The organism is Curtobacterium sp. AG1037 (assembly GCF_003349855.1).
GTDB classification, from domain to species: Bacteria; Actinomycetota; Actinomycetes; order Actinomycetales; family Microbacteriaceae; genus Curtobacterium; species Curtobacterium citreum.
Window position 1 is genome coordinate 227439 of record NZ_QQAO01000004.1, and the last position, 16584, is coordinate 244022.

A 16584-nucleotide genomic window follows, 5' to 3' on the forward strand; every position below is an offset into this window, starting at 1 on the left:
TGGAACGGGGTACCCCGGACGGTGCGAGGATCGTCCCCGTGCACGAACCCGACGACGAATTCTCGGACCTGGCCGCGCTCGCCGCCGCGAGCGGCGTGACGGAGCCGCTCCGCGCCTCCAGGCAGGTGGTCCGCGGCGACGACGGACGCGAGACCGCCGCGATCCGGTGGGACACGGCGGACGGACGGGAGGCACGGATCACCTACCTGCACGGGCTCGGCATCGACGCGCACAGCTTCGACCAGACCGCGCTCGCCGTCGGCGAGCCGGCGGTCGCCCTCGACCTGCCGGGACACGGCCGGTCGAGCTGGCGCGACGACGCGGACTACGGCGCCGCGGTCACCGCCCCGCAGGTGCTCGCCGCGCTCGACGCGCTCGACGTGCCGCCGGGGATCGTCGTCGGGCACTCGCTCGGGGCGATCCTCGCTGCGCGGCTGGCGTCGCTCGCACCGGAGCGGGTGACCGGTCTCGTGCTCGTCGACATGTCGCCGGACTTCGCGCAGCGGGCCGTCGACCGGATCGCGCGGGCGCTCGAGGACGAGGAGCCGTTCGCGTCCCTCGACGAGGTGGTCGACCGCGCCGTCGAGGCCCGGGTCGGCGACGACCGGCAGGTGCTGCTCCGCGAGGCGCGGCACACCACCCGGCTCGGCGCGGACGGGCGGCTCGTGCGGCGGCACCACTTCCCGCACCTGCCCGCCGGCCGGACCGCCTCGGTGGGCCGCTTCGCCGACGCGTGGCCGGACCTCGAGGCGCTGGACGTCCCACTGCTGCTCGTCCGGGGGGACCGCGGCTACGTCTCCCCGAAACTGCACACCGGGTTCGTCGAGCGCCTGCCCGACGCCCGGGTCGTGACGGTCACGGCGCGGCACGCGGTGCAGAACCAGGCACCCCTCGAACTGGCCACGGCGATCCGGGCATGGGCCGGGGACCACGGATTGTTGCACTCCGTGGAGAAACCGTCCCCCGACGGTCCGGTTGATCGGTAGCCTCTTGCGAGCGCGACGCGACGACCGTCGCTCCCACGCGCCCGGAAGGAACCCACAACCCATGAGTCCGCTCCTCCCCCGCCTGGGTCGACGCGCAGCACGCGTCGCCCTCGCCAGCACGGCCGTCGCGGTCGTCTCGGCCCTCGCCCTGACCGGGTGCTCGGGATCGTCGAACGAACAGGGCGGCGCCGACGCGACCGTCCGGATCGGGCTCGTCCTCGAACCGACCAGCCTGGACATCCGCACGCAGTCCGGTGCCGCACTCGACCAGGTGCTCATCGACAACGTGTACCAGGGGCTCGTCGGCCGGGCGGCGGACGGCAGCGGTGCGATCCACGACGTGCTCGCGTCGAAGCACGAGGTCTCGTCCGACGGGCTCACCTACACGTTCACGCTCCGCGACGGGACGACGTTCCAGGACGGCAAGCCGGTCACCGCGGCCGACGTCGTGTGGTCGCTCCAGCAGGTCAAGGACAACGCGTCCTACGTCGACTCCGCGCAGCTCGCGAACGTCCGGTCGATCGCGTCGCCGTCGTCGGACCAGGTCGTCCTGACGCTGTCGAAGCCGGACTCCGACCTGCTCTGGAACCTGACCGGCCGCGCGGGACTCGTGCTCGAGCAGGCCGCGAAGAACGACCTGTCGGACTCCGCGAACGGCACCGGCCCGTACGAGGTGTCGAGCTGGAAGCAGGGCGACGCGCTCGTCTTCGCCCGGAACGCCGACTACTGGGGCACGAAGGCGAAGGTCGCCAAGGTCGAGTTCCGGTACATCACGGACGGGTCCGCGGCCGTGAACGCGATGGCCGCGGGCGACCTGGACGTGCAGACCTCGGTCGACGGCACGCTGAAGAGCCAGCTCGAGGGCAACGCCGACATCTCGCTGCACACCGGCAAGACGACCGACAAGTACACGCTCGCGTTCAACGACCGCAAGGCGCCCTTCACCGACGTCAAGGTCCGCAAGGCGATCCGGCAGGCGATCGACCCGAAGGCGCTCATCAAGGCGATCGGTGGGACCGGGGTGCCGCAGGGCGGGCCGATCCCGGAGCTCGACCCGGGCTACCAGGACCTGACCGACGTCGACGCGTACGACCCCGCGGCCGCGAAGCAGCTGCTCGCCGAGGCCGGCGCGAAGGACCTGAAGCTCACCCTGACCTACCCGAACATCTACGCGGCGACGATCGGCGACGTGCTGAAGTCGCAGCTCGCGGACGTCGGCATCACGCTGAGCGTCCAGCGCGTCGACTTCGCCACGTGGCTGTCGCAGGTGTTCGAGAAGCACGACTTCGACCTGTCGATGGTCAACCACGTCGAGTCGCGGGACTTCGGCAACTGGGCGAACCCGGACTACTACTTCGGGTACGACAACCCCGAGGTGCAGGCCCTGTACGCGCAGTCCGTCGCGGCGACCGACCAGGCCGACAAGACGAAGGCGCTCGAACAGGCGGCCCGGATCGTCAGCGAGGACGCCGCCGGCGAGTGGCTCTACACGGCGACGTCGGTCACCGCGGTCCGCAAGGGCGTGACGGGCGTGCCGTTCGACGGCACGAACTCCCGCCTGGACCTCGCGCAGCTGGCGGTGCGGTGACCGGGGTCGCCGCTGCCGGGCCCGTAGCATCGGACTCGTGACCCGGTTCCTCGTCGGGCGACTGCTGCTGCTCGTCGTCGGTCTGCTCGTGGCGAGCATCATCGTGTTCGCCGTGCTCCGGGTGCTCCCCGGCGACGTCGCGCAGGTCGTGGCCGGCACGCAGGCGTCCCCGGCGCAGGTCGAGCAGCTCCGGCAGCAGCTCGGCCTGGACCGGCCGGTCGTGGTGCAGTACGCCGACTGGATCGGCGGGCTGCTGCACGGCGACCTCGGCCGCTCGCTCGTCACCGGGGGCCAGGTCGCCCCCGAGCTGACCCAGAAGCTCGCGGTCACGCTGCCCCTCGCCGGGATGTCGCTCGCCGCGGCCCTGGTGCTCGGCGTGCCGCTCGGGGTGCTCGCCGCGGTGCTGCGGCGCCGCGCGGGCGGTGCCGTGATCGCGTTCGTCGCCCAGGCCGTCGCCGCGATCCCGATCGTCTGGGCGGGGCTGCTGCTCATCGCGCTGTTCGCCGTGACGCTCCGCTGGCTCCCGCCGCAGGGCTTCCCGCTCGACGGCTGGGGCGAGCCCGGGCGGGCGTTCTCGGCGCTCGTGCTCCCCGCGCTCACGATCGGCGCGGTCGAGGGCGCCGTGATCCTGCGGTTCACGCGCTCCGCCACGCTCGGGGTGCTCGACGCCGACCACGTCCGCACCGCCGCCGCGATCGGGCTCACCCGGACGCAGGCGCTCGTGCGGCACGGGCTGCCGTCCGTGGCGCTCACGGTGCTCGCGGTGCTCGGTGTGCAGATCGCCGGGCTGCTCGTCGGGGCCGTCGTCGTCGAGCAGCTGTTCTCGCTGCCCGGTGTCGGCCGGATGCTCGTCACCGACGTCGGCCGGCGGGACGTCACGAAGGTGCAGTCCGAGCTCCTCGTGCTCACCGGGCTCGTCCTGCTCGTCGGCTTCGCGGTCGACGTGCTGCACCGCGTGCTCGACCCCCGGCAACGCGAGGTGCACGAGTGATCCGCCGACTCGTCGCCCGGCCGACCGGGGTGTTCGCCGTCGTGGTCCTCGGCCTGCTCGTGGTCCTGGCCGCCGTGTCCCTCGTGTGGACGCCGCAGGACCCCTTCCGCACCGACCCGTTCCGGCAGTGGTCCGGGCCGAGCGCCGCGCACTGGTTCGGCACCGACGCCTCCGGACGGGACATCGCGAGCTACCTCCTCGCGGGCACGCGGACGACGGTGCTCGTCGCGGTGGGGTCCGGGGTCATCGCGAGCGTCGTCGGCATCGTGCTCACGGCGGTCGGCTCGCTCACCGCCCGGTGGGTACGCGAGGGCACGGCCGTCCTGCTCGACATCCTCGTGGCGTTCCCCACGCTGTTGACGGCGATGCTGCTCACCGCGGTGTTCGGCGGTTCGCTCGGCGTCGTGGTCGTGAGCGTCGGCCTGTCCTTCGGCGTGACGATCGCCCGCGTGGCCCGCGGCGAGATCCGCCGGATCGCGCGCAGCGACTACGTCGTCGCGGCACGGGCGTCCGGCGTGGGACCGCTCGGGGTGCTCACCCGTCACCTCGTGCCGAACGCGACGCCGCTGTTCACCGTGCAGCTCTCGCTCGCGATGGCGACCGCGGTCCTGGCCGAGGCCGGGTTGTCGTACCTGGGCTACGGCGCCGGCTCGGACACCGCGTCGTGGGGCAGCATGCTCGCCGACCTGCAGACCTACGTGGGCGTCCACCCGTGGAGCGCCGCGTGGCCGGGAGCCGCGATCGCCCTCGTGGTCGCCGCGCTCTCGCTGCTCGGCGACGCGGTGCGGGACGCGACCGACCCGCGGCTGACGACGGGCGACCGGGCGTCCGACCCGACCACGACCTCGCCGACGACCCCGGGGGTGACCGCGTGACGGACGCACACGACCGCCTGCCCGACGCACACACGCACGGGCCCGACGCGCACGAGCAGGGCCCGACCGGACCCGACCGCGGGCCGGACCCGCGCGCCGGACTCGAGGTCTCGGGTCTCTCGGTGCGCATCGCGGGGCGGACGGTCCTGGACCGTGTGTCGTTCACCGTGCCTCCCGGCCGTCGCGTCGGCGTGATCGGCGCGTCCGGATCCGGGAAGTCGATGACCTCGCTCGCCCTGATGGGGCTGGAGCCCACCGGTGCGCAGGTGACCGGCAGCATCCGCCTGGACGGGCGGGAGCTCGTCGGCCTGCCCGACCGCGAGCGGGCGAAGCACCGCGGCGCGGACCTGGGCATGGTGTTCCAGGAACCGGGCACGGCGCTCGACCCGCTCCGACGGGTCGGCGCCCAGGTCGCGGAGCCCCTCCGGCTGCACCGCGGCCTGGACCGTCGTGCCGCGCGGACCGCCGCCGTCGCACTGGCCGACGCGGTGGGTCTGCCGGACCCGGCGTCGCTCCTGCGGCAGTACCCGCACCAGCTGTCCGGCGGGCAGCGGCAGCGCATCTGCATCGCGATGGCGATGGCCGGGTCGCCCGCCTACCTGATCGCCGACGAGCCGACCACGGCGCTCGACGTCACGACCGAGGCCCGGATCCTCGAACTGTTCGAGCGGCTGTCCTCGGCACGCGGCACCGGGATGCTGTTCGTGACGCACGACCTCGCCGTGCTCGCGCGCATCGCCGACACCGCCGTCGTGCTGCACGAGGGGCGCGTCGTCGAGCAGGGGCCGGTCCGCACCCTGCTCGAGGCACCGCAGCACCCCGCCACGACGGCACTCGTCGAGGCCGCCCGCGCCACCGCCAGGAGGACCCCGTGACCACGCCCTCCACCGCGCCGCAGCCGGACACCCTGCCCGTCCTCGCCGGGACCGGGCTGCACCGCACGTACCGGCTCCCCCGCCGTGGGCCGTTCGAGCCCGGCCCGGTCCGCACCGCCGTCGACGGGATCGACCTGACGGTCGCTCCCGGCGCCCGGCTCGGGATCGTCGGCGAGTCCGGGTCCGGCAAGTCCACCCTGGTGCGGCTGCTCGCCGGCCTGGAGGCGCCTTCCGCCGGCACCGTGACCGCCTCCGGTCGTCCCGTGGTCGCGTCCGCCTCCGCTGCCGCGATGCGGTGGTTCCGTCGCGAGACGGGCGTCGTGTTCCAGGACCCCTACGCGTCGCTCGACCCGCGGATGCGCGTGGGCACGATCATCGCCGAGCCGCTCCGGGCACTGCGGGTCCCCGGCGACCACCGGGAGCTGGTGCGGCGGGTCCTCGAGCGGGTCGACCTGCCGGCGGACGCCGTGGACCGTTACCCGCACGAGTTCTCCGGCGGGCAGCGGCAGCGGATCGCGATCGCCCGGGCGGTGGTGCACGAGCCACGGATCCTGTTCGGGGACGAGCCGATGAGCGCCCTCGACGTGGTGGTCCGCGCGCGCGTGATCGACCTGTTCCGCTCGCTCGCGGACGACCTCGGGCTGACGCTCGTCCTCGTGTCGCACGACATCGGGGTGGTGCAGCGGCTGTGCGACACCGTGGCGGTGCTGTACGAGGGACGGATCGTCGAGCACGGCCCGGTCGCGCTGCTGGACGACCCGCAGCACGACGTCACGCGGGCGCTGGTGGCGGCGGCGCCGACGCTGCCGTAGGCCGTGCGGGCGGGCGGGCGCGCCTCACCAGCACGCGGGGTGCCGCCGCTGCCACCGCAGACGTCGCTCGAGCTGTGCCCCGAGCGCGAGCAACGTGCGCTCTCCGCCGGGTCGGCCGATCAGCTGCACGCCCATCGGCAGACCCTCGCCGTCCGGGTGGCCCGCACCGGTGACCCCGACGGGCAGCGTGATCGCGGGCAGTCCGGCGACGTTCACCATCGAGGTCCACGGGGAGTACGCGCACTGGCGGCGGAAGTCCTCGTCCGGGTCGTCGCCGTACCAGCCGAGGGGTCGTGGCGGCAGCGCCAACGTCGGGGTGAGCACGGCGTCGAAGGGCTCGAACGCCCGGATCAGCGCCATCGAGAACGCGTCGAGGGCCGTCATCGCGTCGAGCACCTGCGTCGCGGTGAGTCGCCGGCCGCGCTCGACGAGCCACCCGACGAGCGGGGTCAGCGCGGTGAGGTCGATGCCGGGGACCCGGGGCAGCCCCGCGGCGCTCGACTCCCACGCCACCCGGAAGGCGTCGGCGTAGGGCACCCGGGGCAACGAGACGTCCTCGACCCCGTGCCCGACCTCGCCGAGCACCCGGACGGCGGTGGCCACGGCCTCGCGGGCGGCGGGGTCGACCACCACGTCGACGGTGTCGTCCCACGGGGAGCCGTCGAGCAGCCCGACGACGAAGCGCCCCTCGCCCCGGACCGCCGCGGCGGTGAAGGGGCCGTCGCCGACGTCGGGCGTGACGAGCGCGTACGGCCTCGGTTCGTCGAGCCCGGTCGGCCGGACGAGGGCGTCGAGGAACATGCCGGCGTCCGCGACGTTCCGGGTGATCGGCCCGGCGACGCTCAGGCCGCCGAGGCCCGACCGTCCGGGCATGGACGGCACCCGGCCCCGGCTCGGCTTGAGTCCGACGAGCCCGGTCGCCGCCGCGGGGATGCGCACCGATCCCCCGCCGTCGGTCCCCACGGCCGCCGGGAGCAGTCCCGCCGCGACCGCGACCGCGGCACCGCTCGACGACCCGCCGGGAGCCCGGGAGGTGTCCCAGGGGTTGACGGTGGTGCCGAGTCGGGTCTCGGAGGACGACGACATCCCGAACTCGGGCGTCGTCGTCTTGCCGAGGCTCACGGTGCCGGCCGCGGCGAGCGCTGCGACGAGCGGGTGGTCGGCGGCTGCGGGTGCCGCGGGCAGGGCGACGGATCCGCTGCGGGTGACGACGCCCGTGCGGTCGTACAGGTCCTTGTCGCCGTGCGGGAGTCCCCAGAGCGGTCGGGAGGTCGGCACGTCGGTCCCGGGCTGCGCGGTGGTCCCGAGCTGCGCGGCGCGGCTCCGGGCCTCGTCCGCGGTGACGGTGACGAACGCGCCGAGCTCCGGGTCGAGCCGAGCGATGCGGTCGAGGTAGTGCTCGGTGACCTCGAGCGCGGTGGTCTCGCCCCGTCGGATCCAGTCCCAGAGTTCCTGCGCGGTGAGGTGGTGGAGTTCGAACACGGTCCCTGAGCCTAGGCGGCGGTGTCCGCGGCCAGGTGTGCGGCGAGCACGTCCCGGACCGTCGTCCAGCGGTGCGGGCCGTAGCGGTCGTTCCGGACGTGGTGGAGGGTGGCCTCGCCGCTGAACATGCTGACGAAGTACTGCATCCCCTGCCAGGCGGGGAACGGCTCGTCGTCCGGGGCGCTCGAGACGCGTCGGCCGATCCGCGCCATGGCCGACAGCGTGCTCGCGGTGCCCGCCCACTGCGTGCGGAAGTGCGTGCCGGTGAGCTGCGAGAGCGTGTCCGCGACGCTCCGGGCGGTCACCCGGTCGCCGGCGACCTCGACGACCCGCGGGGCGTCCGGGTCGAGTGCGGCGAGCGCCGTCACCCGCGCGGTGTCGTCCTTCGTGGTGAAGTCGAGCACCTGGTCGGCGGAGGACCAGTACAGCACCCGGCGGCGGTCGAACAGGATCATGGGTGCCTGGCCGGTGAGCATGTCGGTGAAGGCGCCGTTCAGCACCGAGGTCGCGCGGACCGGTGCGGCGTCGAGCACGGCGGTGAACTCGCGGCGGAGCTCGAAGTTGCGGTTGGTGCCCGGGGTGATCGAGCGGTAGTCGGCGGAGTAGTCGGACGGCAGGAACCGCGGCACCCCGGCGTCCACGGCGGCGCGGAGCAGGGCGGACTGGGCGTCGACGATGACCGAGCGGGTCCCGCTCACCGCGGAGACGACGACGTCGACCCCGTCGAGGGCGCGGACGAGGGCGTCGTGGTCGTCGTAGGCGGCGGAGACGAGGCGCACGCGGTCCGGCGCCCCGAAGGCACTCGCGGCACCGGTCGACCCGGCCGCCCCGCCCGACCGGCTGAGCGCCCGGACGAGCACGGGTCCCCGGTTGGCACCCGTGCCACCGACAGGGGACCGGTCGTCGAGCAGGGCGTGGACGATGCGCGTGCCGAGGTCGCCGGTGGCGCCCGCGACGAGGACGGTGGTGGTCATGCCCCGACGCTACGCACCCTCGCCCGGGTCGGCTCCGGCTTGCACCCTTCGGAGGAACTCCCGGTGGTGCGTCCCTCCGCCGGTCGTCGCGGGGACGGCGGATTCCTAGCGTCGAAGCCATGCCTCCACACACGAAGACCGACGAACACACGAACACGGGGAAGCACGCACCCCGGACGAACCTCGCGGCGCGACACCCCATCGCGACCTTCGCGGTCCTGGCGCTCGGCCTGAGCTGGCTCGCCTGGATCCCGTACATCCTCAGCCCGCACGGGCTCGGCGTCTGGGACGTCCACTTCCCGGAGTTGCTCGGCACGGCGCAGTTCACCGGCATCCTCCCCGGGGCGCTCCTCGGTCCGCTCGGCAGCGCGTTCCTCGTCACGGCCCTCGCCGACGGGCGCCCGGGTCTCCTGCGCTGGGTCGGGCGGCTGTGGTGCTGGCGGGTCCCGTGGCGCTGGTACGCGCTGGCGCTCGTCGGCGTCCCGCTGCTGGTGGTCCTGACCGGGCTGCCGTTCTCCGGCGGGCAGGTGCAGGCCCCCACGGCGCTCGCGCTCGTCGCGCTCGTGCCCGGGCTGGTCGTGCAGCTGTTCACCACCGGTCTGTCGGAGGAGCCGGGTTGGCGCGACTTCGCCCTGCCCCGGCTGCAGGAGCGGTTCGGTCCCCTCGGTGCCGTCGCGGTGCTCGGTCCGCTCTGGGCGCTCTGGCACATGCCGCTGTACCTGTCCGACTGGGGCGGGTGGCCGGACGCGCACTGGTCGGAACCGCTCGTGTTCGCGCTCTTCACGATCACCTTCAACGTCGTGATGACCTGGGTCTTCAACCGCACCGGCGAGAGCCTGCCGGTCGCGCTGCTCCTGCACGTCGGTGTGAACAACACCATCTCGACGCTGTGGGCGGACATGTACCCGGGGATGACGGCCGGCACGATGATGCACGGTCTCGCGATCGTCTCCACGGTCGCGGCGGTCGTCCTGCTCGTCGCCACCCGCGGGCGGCTCGGCTACCCGGGTGCGCGCGGTGACCGGCCGGGAGGCACGCCCTCCACCACGACGTCGGCGCACGTCGTCCTCGTAGGATCGGACGATGGCACCCGCTGAGTCCCGCGTCGGCCGCACCGAGGTGCTGGTCGCGCTCGGCACCGCGGTCGTCGCGCTCGGCCTGCTGCTCGGCCTCCCGCCGCTGGACGCCGCCGACCCCGAGACCCTCGCAGCGCCCGTCGTCGCTCCCGCGGTCGGCAGCCTGCCGTGGTCGCTCCTGGCGCTCGGGCTGCTCGTGCAGTCCGCCGCGCTCCTGGCCGTGCGTCGGTTCCCCCGGACGGTGCTCGTCGCGGTCGCCGCGGTCCCGGTGCCGATCGCCGTGGCCGTCCCGGCGGTCGTCGACCTGTTCGGGCTGACGGCGCTCCCGGTCCTCGTCGCGGTGGTCGTCGTCGCCCTGCGCGCGCCCCTGGTCCGGACCTGGCCCGCGCTCGTCGTCACCGCCCTGCTCGTCGCCGTCGGCACGGGGTGGCACCGGGCGATCGTCAGCGGAGCGTTCCGCGGCGGGCAGGTCGTCCGGGCGTTGCTCGACGCGTCGGGGCAGGGCGTCCTGCAGGCCCTCGGCGCGGTCGGGCTCCCCCTGGTCGTCGCGCTCGTCGTCCGCTCCCGCCGGGAGGTCCGCGCCGCCCGGGTCGCCGAGGCCGACGCACGCTCGGCGGAGGCGGACGCTCGCGCCGCCGAGGCCTCGGCGTCGGTCCGCGAGCAGGACGCCCGGGTCGACGCCGCGGTGTCCCGCGAGCGTGCTGCCATGGCCCGCGAGCTGCACGACATCGCCGCGCACCACCTGTCCGGCATCGCCCTCATGTCGGCCGTCATCGACCGGCAGATCGACGTCGACCCGCCCGCCGCGCACGAGGGGGTGCGGCAGGTGCGGGAGCAGAGCACCGCCGTGCTCGAGGACCTGCGTCGCCTCGTCGGGCTCCTGCGCGACGACTCCCCCGCCGAACGCACGGTCGAGACCGTCGCCGGCGTCGTCGACCTGGTCGAACGCGCGCGGCTCCGGTCGGACGTCCGGCTCGAGGTGCTGCCGGGCGATCGTCCCCTGGCGGACGGCGTCGGTCCGCTCGCGCAGCTCGTCACCTACCGGACCGTGCAGGAGGCGCTGTCGAATGCAGCCGTGCACGCGGCCGGGTCGATGGTCACGGTGACCGTCGACGACCGCGACGACGAACGCCTCCGGGTCCGTGTCGAGAACTCGGTTCCCACCGCACCGTCGTCCGGGAGCACGGCAGCGGGTGGGAACGGACTGCGTGGCATGCGTGAGCGGGCGGACCTGGTGGGGGCGCGCCTCCAGGCCGGGCCGACCGACGGCGGCGGCTGGGTGGTGACCCTCGAGCTGAGCCGCGAGCAGCCCGAGGCGGCGTCGTGATCCGGGTGCTCGTGGCGGACGACCAGCCGCTCGTCCGCGCCGGCGTGTCCGCGCTGCTCGCGGCCGAGCCGGACGTCGACGTGGTGGCGGTCGCGGCCGACGGCGGCGAGGCGCTCGCCCTCGCGCGGTCGACGCGGCCGGACGTGGCGGTGCTCGACGTCCGGATGCCGGTGCGGAACGGGATCGAGGTCGCCCGGGAGCTCTGCGCTCCGGACGCGGACCCCGCGGTGCCGGTGTTGGTGCTGACGACGTTCGACCTCGACGACCTGGTGTTCGGGGCGCTCGAGGCCGGCGCGTCGGGGTTCCTGCTCAAGGACGCCGAGCCCGACGTCATCGTCGGCGCCGTCCGGCAGGTCGCGGCGGGCAACGGCACCATCGACCATTCCCTGACCCGGCGGGTCCTGCGGGAGTTCGTGTCCCGGCGCAGCCTGCAGCCCGTGACCGGGGACCGCGCCAGCGAGGTCCTGACCGCCCGCGAGCGCGACGTGTTGCTGCTCCTGGCGCAGGGGATGTCGAACGAGGAGATCGCGGCGGCCCTGGTCGTCGAGGTCTCCACCGTGAAGTCGCACCTGGCGCGGATGCTCCCGAAGCTCGGGGTCCGGTCGCGCCTGCAGGCCGTGGTGTGGGCGTACCAGAACCGGGTCGTGGCGGTCCCCGAGGGGTAGCGCGCGCTGCCGCTCCGCGCGTCGGAGGCCGATCCGCTCGTAGGAGGGTGAATCGCTCGTAGGAGGCCGTTCCTTCCGGCACCCCACGCGCGGATCGGCATCCCATGTCACGCGCGATGGGCAGGAACGCTTGCCCAGACTGCTCGCGAGACGCGGTCGAGGAGACGGGAGGCTCGGGCCTCAGCCAGTGCAGTACGCCAGGACCGCCTGCTGCACCGGGAGCAGGGCCCGCTTCGCCCCGTACCCGACGAAGGCTCCGGTGGTCAGCGCGTCCGCGTCGAGCTCCCGCCCGCGGACGAACGGCGGGCACGGTGCGAACCGCACGCCCGACGGCGCCCACGACAGGACCTCGGCGGTGACCCGGTACGGGGCCAGGGCCTCGGCGTGCGCTCCGGGCCCGTCGGTGACGACCACGTCCGCGTCGGCGACGGCAGCGCGGAGGTCGTCCGTCCACGCGGTGTCCGGGGTCGCCAGCTGCGACGGGCAGCACTGCACGAGGTCGAACCCGAACAGTCGAGACGCCTCGGCCCACGCCCGAGCGATGTTCCCGTCGCCACCGACGAACCGGACGCGGAGCGCTTCGACCCCGGACCCGCCGGTGAGTGCCCAGAGGTCGCCGAGCACCTCGCACGGGTGGTTCTCGGCCGTCATCGCGTTCACGACCGGGACGGCGTCCGTCGCGACGAGTGCCTCGAGCACCGGGAGCCTCGGGTGCCGCACGACGAGCACGTCCACGAACTGCGCGAGGTACCCCGCGACGTCCTCGAGCGCCTCGTCCTTGTCCAACGACTCCGGCGGGAACACGACGGGCTGCAGTCCGGCGAGGGCCGCGCCGCGTTCGAACGACACCCGGGTGCGCAGACTCGTCGGCGGGAAGAACATCGCTGTCGCGCCCCGCAGGGCCGGCCCCGCACCGCGCGCGTACTCGCCGGCGAGGGCGAAGACGGCTGCGGCGTCGTCGAGGGTCCAGTCGTCGAGGCGGATCAGGTGGCGCACCACCCCACGCTACGGGCGGGACCGCCTGACGGACGGGAGGCGCGTGGCGGGGCCGACCCGAGCCTCCCGTCCGGTGGGTGGTGCGTCGCGGACGCGGCGCGCGTCCGTGGGACCATGTCCGGATGACCGCCACGCTCGTCGCCAAGGACCTCGCCGGCGGCCACGCCGCACGCACGCTCTTCGAGGGCCTCGACCTCACGGTGGCCCCTGGTGACGTCATCGGGTTGGTCGGGGTGAACGGCGCCGGGAAGTCGACGCTCCTGCGGCTGCTCGCGGGTGTCGACGAGCCACTCGCCGGCACCGTGTCGACGAACCCACCCGACGCGTTCGTCGGGTGGCTGCCCCAGGAGCACGAGCGCGTCCCCGGCGAGACGGTCGCCGCGTACGTGGCCCGTCGGACCGGGTGCGCCCAGGCCATCGCGGCGATGGACACCGCCGCCGAGGCCCTCGGCGCGCCGGACGCCGACGACGCCGTCGCGGACCGCTACAGCGCGGCGCTCGAGCACTGGCTCGCCGCGGGCGCCGCGGACCTGGACGAGCGCCTGCCCGTCGTCCTCGCCGAGCTCGGGCTCGACGTGGGCGCCGAGGACGCCGGGGTCGGCCCGGACTCCCCGATGACCGCGTTGTCCGGCGGGCAGGCAGCGCGCGTCGGACTGGCGGCGCTGCTGCTCTCCCGGTTCGACGTGGTGCTCCTCGACGAGCCGACGAACGACCTCGACCTGGACGGCCTCGAGCGGCTCGAGCAGTTCGTCCGGGGCCTCCGCGGCGGTGCCGTCCTGGTCAGTCACGACCGCGAGTTCCTCGCCCGCTCGGTCACCGCGGTGCTCGAACTCGACCTCGCACAGTCGTCGCACCGGCTGTTCGGCGGCGGGTACGACTCGTTCCTCGAGGAGCGCGAGATCGCCCGGCAGCACAAGCGCGACGCGTACGACGAGTACGCGGCGACGAAGGCCGACCTGGTGTCCCGCGCCCGCACCCAGCGGGAGTGGTCGAGCCAGGGCGTCCGGAACGCGATGAAGAAGAACCCGGACCACGACAAGATCCGTCGGAAGGCGGCGAGCGAGTCGAGCGAGAAGCAGGCGCAGAAGGTCCGGCAGATGGAGTCCCGGATCGCACGCCTGGACGAGGTCGAGGAGCCCCGCAAGGAGTGGCAGCTCGCGTTCACGATCGGGAGCGCCCCGCGGTCGTCCGCCGTCGTCGCGACGCTGTCCGACGCCCGCTACGAGCGCGGCGGGTTCACCCTCGGGCCCGTCTCGCTGCAGGTCTCCGGCGGAGACCGCATCGGCATCACCGGACCGAACGGCGCCGGCAAGTCGACGCTCCTCGCGGCGCTGCTCGGACGGATCGAGCCGATCTCGGGGAACGCCTCGATGGGGTCGAACGTCGCGGTCGGCGAGGTCGACCAGGCCCGCGCGGCCTTCACGGGCGACGAGCCCCTCGCCGCGGCGTTCGAGGCCCTCGTCCCGGAGATGACCACGGCCGACGTCCGGACCCTGCTCGCCAAGTTCGGGCTGAAGGCCGACCACGTCGGTCGACCGGCGGCGCAGCTCTCCCCCGGCGAACGGACCCGCGCCGGGCTGGCGCTGCTGCAGGCCCGCGGGGTGAACGTCCTCGTGCTCGACGAGCCGACGAACCACCTCGACCTGCCGGCCATCGAGCAGCTCGAGCAGGCACTCGAGGGCTACGACGGCACCCTCCTGCTCGTCACGCACGACCGCCGGATGCTCGACACGGTCCGGCTCGACCGGCAGTGGCGGGTCGAGGACGGGCGGGTCACCGAGCGCTGATCCGGGTGCGGCAACGGGACGGCACCCTTGCGCTGCCCGCGCCGACCCCTCCAGGATGTTGACGTTGACACAGCCGTCAGCACCGGGTCGACACAGGGGTCGACGACGACAGCCGAGGAGGCGGGATCGATGGGGATCCGAGCAACACGACAGGGGAACGGGCGACGCACACTCGCCTGGGCGATCGCGGCAGCGCTGGCCGTCGGCGGACTGGGCGGTGCCCCGGCCCTCGCCGCGGCGGCACCGGCCGCGGCAGCGACGACCGCGGCAGCGACGACAGCAGCGCCGGCCTTCCACCCGGGACAACCGTGGAACGACGACCAGGGACAGCCGATCCAGGGGCACGGCGGCCAGGTCGTCACCGCGCAGGACAGCGACGGCAAGCCGATCTACTACTGGTACGGCGAGGACCGCACGAACGGGTACAGCGACACCCCGGGCGTGCACGTCTACTCGTCGCGCGACCTGTACGACTGGCACGACGAGGGCCTCGCCCTCCGCACGATGACGAGCCGCGCCGACTTCGCCGACCCGTACTTCGCCGCGCTGTACGGCGGGTACGACCAGGCGCAGCAGGACGCCGTCTACCGCGACCTTGGCGTCACGGCGGAGAGCACGACCCGTCCGGGTGCGATCCTCGAGCGGCCGAAGGTGATCCACAACGCGAAGACCGGCAAGTGGGTCATGTGGGTGCACGCCGACGGCCCCACGGCCACCTCCGACGCGCAGTACGCCAAGGCCACCGCGGGCGTCGCCGTCGCCGACTCCCCCACGGGACCGTTCCGCTACGTCGACTCGTACCGGCTCGACCGGGTCCCGGCGAGCGACCCCACCAACCAGCACCCGAGCGACCCGGGCATGGCCCGCGACATGAACCTCTTCGTGGACGACGACGGCACCGCGTACATCGTCTACGCCAGCGAGGAGAACCTGACGCTCTACATCTCGAAGCTCGACGCCGACTACACGAACCTGTCGGCGGACCCTGCCACGGCCGTCGAGGGCGTCGACTTCCGCCGACCGCAGCCCTGGATCGGCGGGCAGCGGGAGGCCCCGGCCCTCACCAAGGTCGGCGGGACGTACTACCTCGTGACCTCCGGCGCGACCGGGTGGGCCCCGAACGCGGCCGCGTACGCCACCGCGACGGACCTGCTCGGGACCTGGACGGCGCACGGCAACCCGGCCACCGGCACGAACGCCGACACCACGTGCAACTCGCAGAGCACGTCGCTGCTCAACCTCGGCGACGGTCGGGTCGTGTACCTCGGCGACCGGTGGAACAACGCCGCCGACCTGCGGACCGCGCCGTCGGTCTGGCTCCCGGTGACCTTCGGCGAGGGCGGCGCGATGTCGTTCTCGTGCGACACGACCAGCTGGACGCTCGACGACCTGCACCCGTCCACGCCCTGGACCGTCACCACGGCGATGCCCGGGCAGGCCACGCTCTCGTCGAGCACGAAGGCACTCCCGCGCACCGTGCAGGTCCGCGAGGGGTCCACGACCCGGTCGCACCGCGTCACGTGGGCAGCGGACGCACTCGCCACGGCCGGTGAGCGGACCGTGACCGGCACGCTCGACGACGGCCGGACCTTCACCCGCACCGTGACGGTGCTCCCCGCGAAGCTGTCCTACTTCGTCGACGCCGGCGGCCAGGGCACCGCCGACCACACCGCGGACCTCGCGCTCCTGCGGCAGCGCGGCGACCGGCTGCTCAACTCCGTCGACGACCAGCGCTTCGGGGCCGACCCGTCGACCGGCGACCACTGGGGCTACCTCGGCACCACGGGCGGGACGAACGGCACCTCGGGCGGGACGATCACGAGCACCGTCCGCTGGCAGGCCGACGCGACCGACCTGGAGTACGTGCTCACCGGTCTGCAGTCCGGCAAGCAGCGCGTCGACGTCGGCTTCTGGGACCCGTGGACCAAGAGCGCGCCCGGTCGCGCTGCCGCGGTGTCGGTCAACGGGAAGACCGTCGCGACCGCGCAGCCGATCGACGGCACCTTCCGGACGCTGTCGGCCGAGGTGACCGTCGGCAAGGACGGCGTCGTCGACCTCCGGGTCTCGCCCGCGACGAAGTACGGCATCCAGCTCAGCTGGGTGATGGTCTCGAAGGGCTGACCCGCCGTCGAGGGGGCGCGCCGCGCCGA

The 16584-nt window shown here is 74.0% G+C and carries 14 protein-coding genes; 11 read left to right on the top strand and 3 right to left on the bottom strand.

Annotated features, from left to right (window positions below):
- Nucleotides 1-38 precede the first annotated feature (38 nt).
- The 6 genes from DEU32_RS07865 to DEU32_RS07890 all read left to right on the top strand — a co-directional run bounded on the left by DEU32_RS07865 (nt 39) and on the right by DEU32_RS07890 (nt 6127).
- The gene (locus DEU32_RS07865) at nt 39-986 is read left to right on the top strand and encodes an alpha/beta fold hydrolase (RefSeq protein WP_167510093.1); all 948 of its coding nucleotides are present in this window, start codon (nt 39-41) and stop codon (nt 984-986) included.
- Nucleotides 987-1047: 61 nt separating this feature from the next.
- Nucleotides 1048-2574 (top strand): ABC transporter substrate-binding protein, encoded by a 1527-nt coding sequence (locus DEU32_RS07870; RefSeq protein WP_114850020.1) that lies wholly within the window; start codon nt 1048-1050, stop codon nt 2572-2574.
- Between the two features lie 37 nt (nt 2575-2611).
- Entirely contained in the window at nt 2612-3565 is a 954-nt protein-coding gene (locus DEU32_RS07875) for an ABC transporter permease (protein ID WP_114850021.1), read from the top strand.
- The gene (locus DEU32_RS07880) at nt 3562-4440 is read left to right on the top strand and encodes an ABC transporter permease (RefSeq protein WP_114850022.1); all 879 of its coding nucleotides are present in this window, start codon (nt 3562-3564) and stop codon (nt 4438-4440) included. Before DEU32_RS07875 ends, DEU32_RS07880 begins: the two co-directional genes overlap by 4 nt.
- Nucleotides 4437-5315 (top strand): ABC transporter ATP-binding protein, encoded by an 879-nt coding sequence (locus tag DEU32_RS07885; RefSeq protein WP_309473783.1) that lies wholly within the window; start codon nt 4437-4439, stop codon nt 5313-5315. The genes DEU32_RS07880 and DEU32_RS07885 overlap by 4 nt, the downstream gene beginning before the upstream one ends.
- A complete protein-coding gene (locus DEU32_RS07890) occupies nt 5312-6127 on the top strand; it encodes an ABC transporter ATP-binding protein (RefSeq protein WP_258554815.1) in 816 nt (271 codons plus the stop codon). The genes DEU32_RS07885 and DEU32_RS07890 overlap by 4 nt, the downstream gene beginning before the upstream one ends.
- A gap of 24 nt (nt 6128-6151) precedes the next feature.
- On the opposite strand, the gene DEU32_RS07895 is transcribed toward DEU32_RS07890, so the two are convergent.
- Nucleotides 6152-7609, bottom strand: a complete 1458-nt coding sequence (locus DEU32_RS07895) for an amidase (RefSeq protein ID WP_114850023.1) — start codon at nt 7607-7609, stop codon at nt 6152-6154.
- Between the two features lie 11 nt (nt 7610-7620).
- Nucleotides 7621-8583, bottom strand: a complete 963-nt coding sequence (locus tag DEU32_RS07900; RefSeq protein WP_114850024.1) for an NmrA family NAD(P)-binding protein — start codon at nt 8581-8583, stop codon at nt 7621-7623.
- A gap of 119 nt (nt 8584-8702) precedes the next feature.
- Here DEU32_RS07900 and DEU32_RS07905 point away from each other — a divergent pair, with 119 nt between their 5' ends.
- From DEU32_RS07905 to DEU32_RS07915, 3 genes are read left to right on the top strand one after another with little or no spacing between them, the layout of a single operon-like run.
- On the top strand, nt 8703-9680 hold the full coding sequence (locus DEU32_RS07905; RefSeq protein WP_114850025.1) for a type II CAAX endopeptidase family protein: 978 nt from the start codon (nt 8703-8705) through the stop codon (nt 9678-9680).
- Entirely contained in the window at nt 9667-10986 is a 1320-nt protein-coding gene (locus DEU32_RS07910) for a sensor histidine kinase (RefSeq protein ID WP_114850026.1), read from the top strand. The genes DEU32_RS07905 and DEU32_RS07910 overlap by 14 nt, the downstream gene beginning before the upstream one ends.
- The gene (locus DEU32_RS07915) at nt 10983-11651 is read left to right on the top strand and encodes a response regulator transcription factor (RefSeq protein WP_114850027.1); all 669 of its coding nucleotides are present in this window, start codon (nt 10983-10985) and stop codon (nt 11649-11651) included. Before DEU32_RS07910 ends, DEU32_RS07915 begins: the two co-directional genes overlap by 4 nt.
- Before the next feature lie 180 nt (nt 11652-11831).
- On the opposite strand, the gene DEU32_RS07920 is transcribed toward DEU32_RS07915, so the two are convergent.
- On the bottom strand, nt 11832-12647 hold the full coding sequence (locus DEU32_RS07920; RefSeq protein ID WP_258554816.1) for an ornithine carbamoyltransferase: 816 nt from the start codon (nt 12645-12647) through the stop codon (nt 11832-11834).
- Between the two features lie 122 nt (nt 12648-12769).
- Here DEU32_RS07920 and DEU32_RS07925 point away from each other — a divergent pair, with 122 nt between their 5' ends.
- Both DEU32_RS07925 and DEU32_RS07930 read left to right on the top strand, forming a co-directional pair.
- The gene (locus DEU32_RS07925) at nt 12770-14434 is read left to right on the top strand and encodes an ABC-F family ATP-binding cassette domain-containing protein (protein ID WP_114850029.1); all 1665 of its coding nucleotides are present in this window, start codon (nt 12770-12772) and stop codon (nt 14432-14434) included.
- Between the two features lie 129 nt (nt 14435-14563).
- The gene (locus DEU32_RS07930) at nt 14564-16555 is read left to right on the top strand and encodes a glycoside hydrolase family 43 protein (RefSeq protein ID WP_114850030.1); all 1992 of its coding nucleotides are present in this window, start codon (nt 14564-14566) and stop codon (nt 16553-16555) included.
- Nucleotides 16556-16584 lie beyond the last annotated feature (29 nt).